This window comes from Bacteroidales bacterium, from assembly GCA_014860575.1.
In the GTDB taxonomy this organism is placed as follows: Bacteria; Bacteroidota; Bacteroidia; order Bacteroidales; family JAAYJT01; genus JAAYJT01.
Map to the genome: position 1 here is coordinate 96,524 of JACZJK010000020.1, position 13,719 is coordinate 110,242.

Consider the following 13,719-nt stretch of genomic DNA (forward strand, 5'->3'; position numbering starts at 1 on the left):
CTTTTTTGCATTAGTTTTAACATCAATGCAATTTAGATGCATTCTAAATAATGAAACCCATATAATTAATTCTTATCCAGTGAATTGAGCGGCACTTATACCATTCTGAATTTTTACACTTTATACAGGACATGTAGATTCTTATGTATATTTTTGCATACGAATTGACAAGGTATAAATCTTGTCTTTTCAACAGGCCAAAATAGATATTATTGCCTATTTTTATCGCACCATACATTAACAAGGCCATGCAGAATTTTCGAACCATTATCACTTTCCTTCTTGCCGTAATTGCACCGCTCATCATCATCACTGTGGTGTTGCGCGAAGCCAATACTGACAATTCAAAATTGGAATCGTTACGTGAAGAATACTCCGCGATACTACAACCGGGCGTGGATCATGGAAAGCATGAGATCTTACAGCAAGAATTTACCAATCCGCATCTGATAACTGCTGCCTGCCTTAGCTGCCACACCGAGCGTGGAAAAGAAGTGTTGGGCAATGCCCACTGGAAGTGGGAACGCGAGGCATTTATTCCGGGTAAAGGCGTTACTTACCTAGGTAAAAAGTCATTGATCAACAATTTTTGCACTGGCATTGCCTCCAATGAAGGTTCCTGCAACCGCTGTCATATCGGCTATGGCTGGAAAGATAAAAGCTTCGATTTCACCAACGAATTCAATATTGACTGCCTTGTTTGTCACGACAATACCGGCACTTACGAGAAAGCAAAGGGTGGAGCCGGTTACCCGGTGATGGGACCTGATGGCCCAGATTTCAAGAATATTTTAGCCAATGTGGGTAAGCCTTCCCGAACCAATTGTGGTTATTGTCATTTTCATGGCGGGGGAGGCAACAATGTTAAGCACGGCGATCTTGAAATGGCGCTGCTCACTGCGGATCGAACTATTGATGTGCACATGGGCGTAGATGGAATGAACATGCAATGCGTAGCCTGTCATCCAGCTGAGAACCATCAGATGCTGGGCAGGTATTACGGCGTTTCCTCTTCGAACACGCAGCGAGCCACCTGCGAGCAGTGCCATACCGCCGTTCCACACACAAGTAGTAAACTTAACGAACACACGGTAAAGGTAGCTTGCCAAACCTGCCATATCCCGGTTTACGCAAAAGTAAATGCCACCAAAATGTCATGGGATTGGTCAACAGCCACACGAAGGAAAGAAGGTTTGCCTTACCAGGAGCTTGACTCACTGGGCAACGAACTTTTTACATCTATCAAAGGCGATTTCACCTGGCAGCGTATGGTCGAGCCTGAATACGTCTGGCATAACGGAACTGCTGATCATCACCTTTGTATGGAGAAAATTGATTTAAACGATCTGCCTTTGAAGATCAATACGCTCTTTGGCGAATACCGCGATCGTAATAGTAAGATTTATCCCACCAAAGTTCACAGGGGAACACAACCTTATGATACCGAGAACCTAACCATCATCCAACCAAAACTATGGGATGCAGAACCCGGCAAGGGAGCCTTATGGATTGACCTTGACTGGGAAGAATCATTGAAAAGAGGAATGGAATATGCTGAATTACCTTACAGCGGAAAACATGATTTTATTCCAACCGAAATGTTTTTACCTGTGAACCACATGGTTTCACTTGCTTCTGAATCCCTGCAATGCAAAGACTGCCATACGCGCTATGATGGAAGGCTGAAAAATCTTACCGATTTTTATATGCCCGGACGCGATTACAACGCCGGCATTGAAACTTTCGGGCAATTGCTGATAATTCTTTCACTTCTTGGAGTTATCATGCATGGCTCAGTACGATTTATCACTCACAAGAGAAAAGAAGATAAAGTAAAATAGACCACTAATTCTGTTTTTACAGCAACACTACAACACTGTATAACTGCATCACTGTAACACGGCATCACAAAAAAAATGGAAAACACAAAAAGAGCTTACGTTTACAAAGGTTTTGAACGCTTCTGGCACTGGACGCAATCGTTCCTGATCATGTTTCTGGCCCTCACCGGTTTCGAAATTCACAGCAGCTATACACTGTTTGGTTTTGATTCCGCTGTTGATTTGCACAACAAAGCTGCCTGGGCATTTATCGTGCTCATCATTTTTGCAATTTTCTGGCACATCACCACCGGCGAATGGAAGCAATACCTTCCAACCACAAAAAATCTGAGAGCACAGTTGGAATATTACATAACCGGAATATTCCGTAATGCGCCGCACCCAACCAAAAAAACGGTTCTGAGTAAGTTGAACCCATTGCAAAGACTGGTTTACCTGGGGCTTAAGATTTTGATAATCCCGGTGATGGTTGTTTCCGGGCTACTATTTATGTTTTATCGCTATCCACAATCGGGTATGATAAAATCTTCCAATATAGAAAGCCTTGAAATTATTGCCTTGCTGCATACTTTAGGCGCCTTTCTGCTCATTGCTTTCCTGGTTGTTCATTTGTATCTGATCACCACTGGGCATACGGTAACTTCGAACCTGAAAGCCATGATTACAGGATGGGAGGAGTTGGAAGATGAGGCTGAGGCTGAGGTAAAGGAGGAGTTGGTGTGAAAATGATATATTGCAATCTTTAAGGGAATGATTATTTGCATAGACAATTAACAATATGAAACTGAAGATTCTAACAACATTATTTGGGATTGCGTTCATTGCGGGGATGTTTTTTTCCTGCGGCAGCAATGATAATGCAGCCAGTGAGCCAATTGCATCAACCGAAAAGACCAGGCTTCTGCTCGAATGGTTCGAAAAAAACGGCAACTACATCAACAGCCCCGAAATCCCCTCCATCACGGATGCGCAGAATGTGTGGGCTATGCGTGAGGAAAACATTCAAATCATTGACCTGCGCACGCCTGAAGAATTCAGCGAAGGCCATATAGAGCATGCGGTGAATGTTCAGGCTGGAAACATCCTGGATTATTTTACCCACAGTATTAATCCCAAGGCCTTCAAAAGCATCTTTTTGGTTTGCAACGACCTGAATATCTCCGGGTATGTTTGTGGTGTACTGCGTATACTGGGTTACGATAATGTTTCAGCAATCCGGTTTGGAATGAGTGGTTGGGATCGCGGTATATCAGAAAAATTCTGGCTTGCTAACATCAGCAGCCACCTGGTTGGGAAACTCGAAACCACTTCCAATCCTAAAAACAAAGCAGGAGATTATCCAGGTATTCTATCTTCAGGAACCTCTGGCTTTGAAGTTGCTTTGGAGCGTGCGGCTGAGGTCTTAAAACACGATCCCAAAGATTATAATATTTCATTGAAAGAACTTTCGGCAAATCCGGGTGATTATTATACAGTCTGCTACTGGCCCGAAGATAAATACACCAGCAACGGCCATCTTCAGGGTGCAATCCAATATGAACCCAAGAAATCCCTCAGCCGCGATACACAACTGAATACGCTTCCGTTGGATAAACAAATTGTTGTTTACTGTTACTCAGGACAGCACAGCACCTATGTTGCCGCTTACCTGCGCATGTTGGGTTACGATGCCCGATCCCTCTCCTATGGCGCCAACGGGTTTATCCATGAAGTTATGGCCCGAACCGAACCAAGACCAACGCGCACATTTACTGAAAAGCTAATCCAGGAATTGCCGATAGTGAAGCAAGGCTTGCCAGCACCAGGACAGCAAAAAGCAAAAGAGTTTGAAACGGTAACTGTTCAAGGGGGATGCTGAAGTAAGTTACAAGACCCAAGACCCAAGTTCCAAGACCTAAGACCAAAATTCAAAGAACAAACGAATAAACAATTGACCATTCAACCAATTAACCAATTAACCAATATCCGCTCCATTACAGTATCACTGCATCACTGAAACACTGCAACACAAAACAAGATATGGAAACCAAACCTAAACCCTACATGAACCCTTACCTGGCTGGATTTCTGCTGGGATTGGTTCTATTGGCGGCATTCTTTGTAACCGGGCGTGGCCTGGGGGCAAGCGGCGCAGCAAAAAGCGTGGTTATTCAAACCGTGGCCACTGCTTCACCCGAATATGCTGCCGAGCATCCCTTCTATGCCGAATATTTTCGCGAAGGGCCAGGTCCAATGAAAAACTGGCTGGTTTACCTCACCCTTGGTGTTCTGGCCGGCGCATTCTTTTCTGGCTCCATGGCCGGAAGATTGGGATTTAAAGTAGAAAAAGGCCCCAAGATCAGTTCAGGAACAAGATTGATTTTTGCTACTCTTGGTGGATTGTTGTTTGGGCTAGGAGCCCAGTTCGGACGCGGATGTACAAGTGGCGCAGCACTTACAGGGATGACAATATTGTCCACCGCAGGGTTCGTAACCATGATGGCCATTTTCGGGTCAGGATATGTGTTTGCATATTTTTTCCGTAAACTTTGGCTTAAATAGAAAGGAATAATATTATGGGACCACTCATTCCTCAAGGATTCGTCAACCCTGATTTAAACCTCTTCTTCGCTTTCGTAATCGGGCTTGGGTTTGGTTATGTGCTCGAACAGGCAGGATTTTCATCATCGCGGAAACTGGCCGGTGTGTTTTATGGCTACGACTTTGTTGTGTTACGTGTGTTTTTTACCGCAGCCACTACCGCCATGACCGGCCTCTTGCTTTTTAATTACATCGGATGGATTGATTATAGCATGCTTTACATCAACCCAATGTTTGTTTGGTCTGCAATTATTGGCGGTGTGATCATGGGCCTTGGTTTTATCCTGGGCGGATTTTGTCCGGGAACCAGTCTTACAGCCGCCGTTATCGGGAAAATTGACGCCATGTTCTTTATTGGCGGTATGTTTATTGGAATTTTTATTTTCGGGCAATTTTACGACACATTCGAGGCAATTTATCTCGGTAATAACCTGGGTGGAATCTTTGTTTACGAATCATTGGGCATGAGCCGCGAATGGTTCGCAATGATACTGATCCTGGTGGCTTTGCTCGCTTTTGTGATCACGCAAAAAATTGAAGACAGTGTAAATGATACGCCCAGGGTTTTGCGTGAAGCTAGACCCTCGCATATGATGCCGGCAATGCTTATGATTTTAGCCGGTTTTGTGCTGCTTATACTGCCGTCGCAGCCACGAAGCAACTGGAAAGAAACAGGCGCTGATAAAATCCTTGCAGAAATGGCTTCAAAACAACATTTTACGTGCCCCGATGAGATTGCATTCAGCATTATGCAAGGTGATAAATATCCCGTTTTGCTTGTGGATGTAAGGGATCCTACAGAATTTGAAAGATTTACGCTTCCGGGCGCTATCAATATCCCGCTCGCCGAAATCCTGCAACGCAAGTGGGAAACTGTATTTGAAAATCCTGATCTCAAAATTGCTTTGTTTTCTTTTTCTGATACACATGCTGAAGAAGCCTGGTTAATTGCAAGACGGGCAGGTTATGAAAACATAAAAGTGCTTGAAGGCGGACTGAACAACTTTCTTTACAGTGTATTCATCGAGGAAGTAGTTCCTGAAAGACAACGGCCTGATTGCCTTGAGTTGCATACTGTGCGGTTCAGAGAAAATGCAAAGAATTACTTTCAGTCTGGCCAGGCGATCAAAATGGAAGATAAATCACCGGTTCCGGTTATTAAAGTTGTGGAAATTGAAATGCCCGCAAGTGGAGGATGTTAAAAATTAAAATCAACGATTATGAACGATTCAGATCATAAAATGCTAAATACCGGCGCACTGATTTTTGTTGGCGTAACACTATTGGTGATGTTTTTGCAATATATTGCCGGACCGGGCTACAAAGCCAGCAACACCGAAGTGCTTGCAAATGCAGGCGGTTCTGAAAGATGGATGTTGCCTCACCAGTTTCGCAGCATCATAGAAAACGATCAGTTACAAAATTACCTGCTCGTTGACCTTCGCCCAAGGGAAGAATTTAACCAGGGAAGTCTGCCTGGTGCTGTGAATATTCCTTTTGAGAATTTACTTGAAACAAAATCAATGAAATCATTGAAAACCAATCAACCGGTTTTACTTTTCTCAGGTAGGGAGGCACAATCGTCTGTTGCCGGCTTATTATTATATGGCGAAGGCTTCAGCAATGTATTTGTTTTGGCCAACAATTATAGCTACATAAAGGATAATGTGCTTGGCAAATTTGAACCATCAACTGCGTTTACGCACGAGGAAAAAGCGCGCTACGATTATCACAGGTTTTTCAAAGCAACACCAAAACCATCTTCACAGCCTGCTGCCTCACAACCCAAAATTATCGAAACGCAGGTAGTTAGTGTTGAGGGAGGGTGCTGATCTGTTAATTTGTAGAACTACTAGTAAGCCATAAAGCTTCGTGTTAGTAATTTTGCTTGCGAATACATCTAGAAAATGTAAACACAGAATAGAAATAACAAAGCCGAATAAGACTAAGTTTTACTCAATAACTGACTTGCAATATTACTGATTGCACACTGGAGCATGTTCACAAGCCAATCCCTTTTAGAGTTACACTTATTCGAACGAATAAATATTTTGAGGTACATATTTTCAAAGAGAAACATTTATACATTGGCTATTGGGTTTCAAAATAAAGCCTGGCAAAGTACTTACCAGGCTTCACAAAAAACATGAAAATGCAAGCGGTGTCATTTTTTAACCACTGTTTTTTCTATTTGTAGGATTTTCTCAAAATACATCGCAAATGAGCGATATAGAAAATGCGTCCACTTTCCAAACGGTACAATGAGTAATGCCCACTGCACGAGGATGATCATATGAAGTATATAAACCCAGAAATTATTTTCAAGCAGGTTGAGGTCAATAAAAAACCTGACAGTGAATGCTGTAAATCCAAGTAAAAACAGCCAGGTCACAAATAACCAGTCAGAAGGCTGTGAGAACCTGTTAACTTCTTTATTTTTCAATACACGGCTTTTCATAAAGATGAAGGTCAATACGAATACTGTTGCACTGACAAGATACCCGAAAACGATTAACAGGATGTTCTCGGCATGAAACCAATCAAGTACTACTGTTGTGAACAGCAGTGTGAGATAACCGATAACAAGGATGAGATGTTCGAGCCAGCGTGTTTTGCTGTCATCGCATCCGAGGGTTCTCTTTTGTGTGAACATGTGCACGATCAATTCACCAAAACTCTTGAAATAAGTTGAAAGGGAGACTTTTCGTCCTGGTTTGATAATCAGAAAATACCACATCCGGATCAGATTGGGAACCAGAATTACCAGAAAAACAGAGAGAATGGCAAAGAATTCAAACTGATGGCCGATAGGCATGATGCGTTCTGCATCAAAATTCAGATTGTATGCAAACCCGATTACTGCAAGTGCAGTGATAACAAATGCCAGGATGGTAAGGGGCAGGTATTTGTAAAGCAATCCAGACAAACCTGTCCAATCATATTTCGCAGTCAGCCATCTTCTGAGTGCCATCATAAGTTCGCCTGGATTGGCTTCTCTTGGACAATGTGTGGTACACTCACCGCAGTAATAGCATAACCAGGGATCCAGGGAACTTGTAATCTTGTCTTCGAGGCCTACTACACTTGATCTTACCATCATTCGGGGAAATGATTCCTCGGGTGTTGATAATGAACAAATAGCTGTACAATTACCGCAGTTGTAACAGGCACTGAAGTCAACTCCTCCGAATTTTTTTAGTTCCGCTAAAAAGTTGGGATTAACTTTTGTCATTATGTGTTTGCTTTTTTGTCAGTTCGTAATAAAAATATTCGTCATCATCGTCAACCTGCCCGACCGTAACTTCGCCATATTTTCGCATTGTCATCAGATAGTAAGTTAAATCACCAACCTGAAGGCCTGTGGCAGCAGCAAGTTCGGGTATTGTTTTAGGCTCGTCTTCGAGAGCGGTACGAATCGTTTTCCTCATATCTGCAAAAGCCTTACGACGTTGTTTTGCTAACTCAGGCACTTGCCTTTGTTGTTTGATTACATCAATCGTTCTTGTTTTTTCAGCACTCATGATTTTAATGTTTTAGAGCTTTAAGTAATTGATTATTCGATTAAAGCATCAATCATGCTTTCAATTTCACGGTTGGTATAGCCTATCAGGTCAATTGCATCAACAGGGCATACGGGTAAACAAATACCACAACCTTTGCAGCTTGAAACATTGATTTCGGCAACCTCTTTGCCATTCAAACTGACTTTTTGAATTGCATCAAACGGGCACACTTCTGCGCATTTACCGCACCAAACGCAATCGTTTTTATGAACCATTGCGAGGGTAGGTTCAAGCTCAATTTCCCCTTTACTGATCAGTGAATTAGCCTTTGAAGCTGCAGCAAGTGATGATTTTAGAGATTCTGTTATATTTTTTGGCGATTGGCTTGCCCCAGCAATAAGAACACCATCAATCACGGTTTCCACAGGGCGTAGTTTAGGATGGATTTCATTAAAGAATTTATCCCGGCCAATAGGTATTTTAAGAATATCTGCGATTGAATTGTTCTTACGGGGAACCATACCTGTTACGAGCACAACGAGGTCAACAGGTATCTCAAGCTCTTCCTTTGCGGTAAGCAGATCAATCACATTGAGGATTGTTACATTGCCGTTTTTGCTGATAACCGGTTCTTTTTTTGGGTCGAATTCTATGTAAACATCGCCGTTTAAAGATGATTGAGTATAAAGTATTTCCTGCTTGCCGTAAGTTCGGATGCCACGGTTCAGATGATAGGACTTGATCTTAAACTTCTCGAAAACTTTCAGAGAACTATGAATGGCTGAGGTACAACAATAACGGGAGCAATACTTATTTTCTCCCTTTATTTGCATACTACCCACGCAATATATAAAGCCTATGGTCTTTATCTCCTGATTATTATAAATGAGTTTTTTATCATTCAGTTCCATCAATCGCTTGAATTGCTGAAGGGTGATAACTGCATCAATGGTTTTGTAGCTAAATTCACCTTCGGCGGGTTCGTAAGGATCAAAACCTGTGCTCACCAAAACAGAGCCAACCGTAATCTGTTGAATTTCTTCTTTCTGGTTTAGATCTATGTTATCGCACAATTCCTGGCACTTGCCGCATCGGGTACAACTTACCATATCAATAGCAGGCAGTTGCGGAAATTCGGACTTATAGTTCTTATAAATGGCTTTTCTCTTGTTCAAGCCAAAATTAAACTCATCGTCAACCTCAACCGGGCATGCTTCAATAGCTTTATCAAAAGCATTAGGTGTACAAGGTTTGGTAACATATCGTGGTGTAATTCTTATCTGAAGGTTGTAATTTCCAACGCTGCCTGACTTTGAGATGATCTCAGCACCTGTGAACAGCCTTATTTTTTGGTGGTTTACTACGTCTTTAAAAAGATTTTTTACTATTTCTTCGCCTGTTTGTTCAGACGTAAAAAGTTCACCCCACTGTGAGGTTCTTCCTCCTACAAAATGTTCACGTTCAATCAGGTAAACTTCTGTCCCCATATCAGAAAGTTCAATGGCAGCTCTTAATCCTGAAACTCCGGCTCCTACAACTGCTACCTTATTTAATGCTTTTATTTTGAGAGGTGTTAGCTCGCTTGATTCTGCAACGCGCGCAATTCCTGCTTTTGTAAGATGGATTGCTTTTTCAGTAGCAGCGGCTGGTGTGTCGCTATGAGCCCACGATCCCTGCTCACGGATATTTACCTGAACGTAATTGTATTGGTTCAACCCACCTCGCATTGCAACATTTCTGAAGGTTTGCAAATGCAATTTGGGTGAGCATGAAGCTACAACAATAGCGTCGAGCTGGTTGGTTCTGATGTCGTTTTCAATTTCTTTCTGAGCCGAGTCGGAGCATGCAAACATGGTGGTGCGAACCAATGCAACACCCGGATGATCTTCAACGCCTTTTTTGACTTTTTCAACATCAATATAGTCAGAAATGTTAGCTCCGCAATGACAGATATAAACACCTACTTTTTGTTTCATGGTAACCTCCTCATATAGCTTGCTGTTTCGGATGATGCAGCTCCTGCTGAAAGAATAGAATCGGGGATATCCATTGGACCGGAAACTGCCCCTGCAACAAAGACCCCAGGTATGCTGGTTCTGCTTGGATTTCGCAGCTCATCAATTTGCTTGATATAGTGATAAGGATCGGTATCAAGATTCAGATCAGGAAACATCCCAGTGATTCCCTGATTTGCCATGATACCCGTTGACAGAACCACCATATCGTGTTCGCTCTCTTTCACTTTACCTTTGTAAACATCTTCGTAGCGGATAATCAGGTTGCCATTTTCCTTCTCAGAGATTTTAGCAATTTTCCCTTTAACAAAATCCACACCCATACCACGAGCCTGCATATAAAATTCATTGAATCCTTTGCCGAAAGCCCGGATATGCAGATAGTAGATTGTAACATCGGCCATTGGCAAGGCACCCATCAGCAATTGCGCCTGCTTGATAGAATACATACAGCATATCTGAGAGCATATTGGGTTCCCCACTGTAGCATCGCGCGAACCGGCACACAGCACGTAAGCAATATTTGAAGGCATTTTACCATCTCCCGGCCTAAGTACGGCATTGAATGGTCGGGTGGGTACAAGCTGCCTTTCCATCTGCATGGCAGTTACAACATTTTTATACTTGTTGAACCCGTAATTAGGTAATTTTTGCGCATCAAAAAGATCGTAACCGGTGGCAAGAATCACAGATTTTACCTCTACAGGAATAACTTCAGGCTTTTGAGTAAAATCAATGGCTTCGGCGAGGCATGCTTTTTCGCATGCTCCACACAATATACAATTGTCTATGTCAATGGTTGCAATTCGCGGGTTCGCAATGCTGAATGGAATATAAGCTGCCTTTCGACCAACAAGATCATATTGATACTGATCCTCAACAATTACGGGGCAAACTTTCTCGCAGGCTTCACAACCGGTACATTCCTCCTCTATTACATATCGGGGTTTTCTGATGATATTTACTGAAAAGCGATTATTGGAAACTTTCTTGATGTCTTTGGCTTCGCTGTAAGTGTAGATTTTAATGTTGGAATGTCGTGCAGTCTCTGAAACTTTTGGAGTTGTGATACAGGCTGAGCAGTCGAGGGTTGGGAAAACTTTACTTAGGTGTATCATTTTGCCACCCAGCGAAAGATCTTTTTCGACAAGCACCACATAAAAGCCCATGTTGGCTAAATTAAGTGCTGCTTCTTCGCCTGCAATACCCCCTCCGATAACAAGTGCATCATACTGACTTGCAGGAACGGTATTTTCTGGCATGTTATTAATTTTCAATGATTAGGTAAATAAATCAGTTTTTTGACAACTCTTCCACAAAATTGTTCATGTGTTTTGCAAATGGTTCGGCACATACAGAACATATAGCAGCCATTTTCAACCTTGCTGTACCTATTCCTTTCTCTTTCATGAGCTTATGCGTTTGTGCTATTATATCTGAGGTGCGCTCAGTACAGGTTTCACTAAAAGGACAATCACTGCCGTCGGCAGCAATAAACACTCCGTCATATCCTTTTTCGAAAGCATGTATAATCCATTTAGGTTTTACTGCACTTGAACAAGGCAGCGTTATTACATACACCGTGGGAGGGTAATGTAATTTCAGAAGCCCCGCCAGGTCAATGGCGGGGTCTGAAATTTTTTCGGTGGAAAATACCAGAACTTTTGGTGGAGTTTTGGTTGTTGACTCTGGCATCTTTAGCATTTTTTCAGGTAAATCCTAAAATAGCCATCTTCTTCCATATCACCGAGGTACTCATAGCCTTTCTTATCGGCCCATTTGGGGATATCTCTCTTTGTTCCGGCATCAGCCGAAAGTATTTCCATGATATCACCATCTTCAATTTCACCAATTGCTTTTTTTGCGGCAAGTAGTGGTCCCGGGCATGCTGTACCTCTTGCATCTACTGATTTTGCAATATTGAGGTTTTTTAATTCTTCGTAAGTCATTGTTAAATCTCCTTTTAGTTTTGATTTATTATTTTTAAATAAGAAAATGAATATCAGCACTTTTCGCTGCATCAATATATTCTCCGATGCCTATGATTCCATCCACGATATCAATGAAATCTTCATCTTTTGAACCACCCCAGATTTTTCCGGCCAGGCTGCATACATATACTTTCACATTGGTCATTTCTTTAGCCATGTGAAAATATTCGAGCCATTCAGGGCTGTTTACACTCTTTAGTGCTTTTACAAAATCAGCTTTATTTGATGGATTTTCGCTTAGGTAGGTTTCGCGTCCTTCATTGCCTTTAACAAACCATTGTGCAGCCTGAAGGTGTACAAAAACTTCCACATCCATATCATCAGCAGCAGCCCCGCTGAGTACCACTCCGGCATAGATGAGTCTGTCAAGGCCTCCGGAGAATAATCCAATACACATTTTTGACATAATGCTTTACTTTATTGGTAATGAATATAATTTTCTTAATCCCCACATCCGCCTGATGAAGCTTTTTTGGCAGGGGCATCAGTCTGAGCAGCGCCACCGCCTTCTTCAATCTTTTCCGGGAAAGCATTTTTCCATGCGTCCAGACCGCCTTCAAGCAAACATACTCGACCAAACTTGAGCAATTCAAGATTTCGGACAGCTAGGGTTGAGCGGTTGTGTAGATCGCTGTATAAATAGATTTTTTCCCGGCGGTTGGTAAGCTGGCTTGAGAATTCAAGTATTCCGCGTGGAATGTTAATGGCTCCGGGAATGTGACCCGTAACATATTCTTCAGGTTCGCGAACATCAATTATCTTAAGCCCTGGAGTTGATGTAGCGATCAATTCCTCCAACTGTTCGGCTGAAACGTAGCTTACATCTACTTTCTTTTCGGCAACCATTTTATCAATTGAGCCATACACAGTGTTATCAATATGCTGACAGCTAACCAGAAGCAGTGGAAGAATCAAAATCGCATGTAACCAATTTAAACGTTTCATAATCATCGTTTTATATTTATGATTAATTGGTTTTGTATTCGTTGTATCCCCCTTCGTAAATCTTCATATTTTTGTAACCCAGTCCTTTCATTGCCAGATACACAGTTCCGGTACGGGCACTTGAAGCGCAATACAGAATTATTTCTTTGTTCTTGTCAATTTTGTGATCAGCAAGTACCTTTTCAATTGCTTCTTTCGAATTCAGGGTTGATGATTCTTCGTTGAAAAACAGTTTATTTTCCATGCTGATAGCTCCCGGAATATGTCCTTCGCCGAACTCTTTTTCGCTCGAAACATCCACGATCATTGTCCCTGCATTATTCAATTTGCCTTTCACATAGTTGTAGTCGCAAAAAATCCCGGTTCTCAGTTTTGGGGTCACAGTAATTGCTGATTTACTGGAAGGTGTTTTTGTTACCGGACCACGTGCAGCTCGCCAGCCTGTCATATGGCCATCGAGAACTTTAACATTTGTGTAACCCAGGTAATCGAGAATCCAGTACATGTAAGTAGCATATACGTATTTACCATTGTCATAAATAATTATGGTTTTTGACGGGTCAACACCGTTCTGGCCAAATATCTTAGCCATTTCTGCAGCGCTTTTTAAGAGTCCTTCAATCGGTCCTTCAACATAGAGTGATTTCATTTCCAGATTAATTGCATTCTGGAGGTGTACCTTTGCATAATCTTCAGCCTTACGGGTTGAAATGATGATCACATTATTGTCGTCAACCAGTTTAACGGCATCTTTTGCTGAAATAATATCAAATTGGGCTGTGGCACCGGAAGCCATCAGCATCAGCAACAATAGTCCTATATATTTGCCTATTCTTTTCATTGT

The 13,719-nt window shown here is 42.1% G+C and carries 15 protein-coding genes; 6 read left to right on the forward strand and 9 right to left on the reverse strand.

The features are described 5' to 3' along the window. Positions 1-248 precede the first annotated feature (248 nt). From IH597_05220 to IH597_05245, 6 genes are all read left to right on the forward strand, one after another. On the forward strand, positions 249-1,841 hold the full coding sequence (locus IH597_05220; GenBank protein MBE0661851.1) for a tetrathionate reductase family octaheme c-type cytochrome: 1,593 nt from the start codon (positions 249-251) through the stop codon (positions 1,839-1,841). A 75-nt stretch (positions 1,842-1,916) separates the two neighbouring features. Next, positions 1,917-2,564 (forward strand): cytochrome b/b6 domain-containing protein, encoded by a 648-nt coding sequence (locus IH597_05225; protein ID MBE0661852.1) that lies wholly within the window; start codon positions 1,917-1,919, stop codon positions 2,562-2,564. Between the two features lie 55 nt (positions 2,565-2,619). Then, positions 2,620-3,699, forward strand: coding sequence for a rhodanese-like domain-containing protein (locus IH597_05230; protein MBE0661853.1), 1,080 nt, complete (start codon positions 2,620-2,622; stop codon positions 3,697-3,699). Positions 3,700-3,860: 161 nt separating this feature from the next. Beyond that, positions 3,861-4,382, forward strand: a complete 522-nt coding sequence (locus tag IH597_05235; protein ID MBE0661854.1) for a YeeE/YedE family protein — start codon at positions 3,861-3,863, stop codon at positions 4,380-4,382. Positions 4,383-4,396: 14 nt separating this feature from the next. Next, positions 4,397-5,623 carry a YeeE/YedE family protein gene (locus IH597_05240; protein MBE0661855.1) on the forward strand — a complete coding sequence of 409 codons (1,227 nt, stop codon included), beginning with the start codon at positions 4,397-4,399 and terminating at the stop codon, positions 5,621-5,623. Between the two features lie 18 nt (positions 5,624-5,641). Then, positions 5,642-6,253: a rhodanese-like domain-containing protein gene (locus IH597_05245; protein ID MBE0661856.1), complete on the forward strand. Its 612-nt coding sequence runs from the start codon at positions 5,642-5,644 to the stop codon at positions 6,251-6,253. Between the two features lie 332 nt (positions 6,254-6,585). On the opposite strand, the gene IH597_05250 is transcribed toward IH597_05245, so the two are convergent. The 9 genes from IH597_05250 to IH597_05290 are packed head-to-tail and all read right to left on the reverse strand — an operon-like array spanning position 6,586 to position 13,716. Next, the gene (locus IH597_05250) at positions 6,586-7,653 is read right to left on the reverse strand and encodes a hypothetical protein (GenBank protein ID MBE0661857.1); all 1,068 of its coding nucleotides are present in this window, start codon (positions 7,651-7,653) and stop codon (positions 6,586-6,588) included. After that, positions 7,640-7,942, reverse strand: coding sequence for a hypothetical protein (locus tag IH597_05255; protein ID MBE0661858.1), 303 nt, complete (start codon positions 7,940-7,942; stop codon positions 7,640-7,642). Before IH597_05255 ends, IH597_05250 begins: the two co-directional genes overlap by 14 nt. A 32-nt stretch (positions 7,943-7,974) precedes the next feature. Then, positions 7,975-9,900 carry a CoB--CoM heterodisulfide reductase iron-sulfur subunit A family protein gene (locus IH597_05260; protein ID MBE0661859.1) on the reverse strand — a complete coding sequence of 642 codons (1,926 nt, stop codon included), beginning with the start codon at positions 9,898-9,900 and terminating at the stop codon, positions 7,975-7,977. Then, positions 9,897-11,201 (reverse strand): CoB--CoM heterodisulfide reductase iron-sulfur subunit A family protein, encoded by a 1,305-nt coding sequence (locus IH597_05265; GenBank protein MBE0661860.1) that lies wholly within the window; start codon positions 11,199-11,201, stop codon positions 9,897-9,899. Before IH597_05265 ends, IH597_05260 begins: the two co-directional genes overlap by 4 nt. Before the next feature lie 31 nt (positions 11,202-11,232). Continuing rightward, positions 11,233-11,634: a hydrogenase iron-sulfur subunit gene (locus IH597_05270; protein MBE0661861.1), complete on the reverse strand. Its 402-nt coding sequence runs from the start codon at positions 11,632-11,634 to the stop codon at positions 11,233-11,235. Between the two features lie 2 nt (positions 11,635-11,636). Further along, positions 11,637-11,888: a sulfurtransferase TusA family protein gene (locus IH597_05275; protein ID MBE0661862.1), complete on the reverse strand. Its 252-nt coding sequence runs from the start codon at positions 11,886-11,888 to the stop codon at positions 11,637-11,639. Positions 11,889-11,922: 34 nt separating this feature from the next. Further along, positions 11,923-12,336 (reverse strand): DsrE family protein, encoded by a 414-nt coding sequence (locus IH597_05280; GenBank protein ID MBE0661863.1) that lies wholly within the window; start codon positions 12,334-12,336, stop codon positions 11,923-11,925. 35 nt (positions 12,337-12,371) lie between these two features. Next, positions 12,372-12,875, reverse strand: coding sequence for a hypothetical protein (locus IH597_05285; GenBank protein ID MBE0661864.1), 504 nt, complete (start codon positions 12,873-12,875; stop codon positions 12,372-12,374). Between the two features lie 22 nt (positions 12,876-12,897). Continuing rightward, entirely contained in the window at positions 12,898-13,716 is an 819-nt protein-coding gene (locus IH597_05290) for a sulfurtransferase (GenBank protein MBE0661865.1), read from the reverse strand. Between the last annotated feature and the right edge of the window lie 3 nt (positions 13,717-13,719).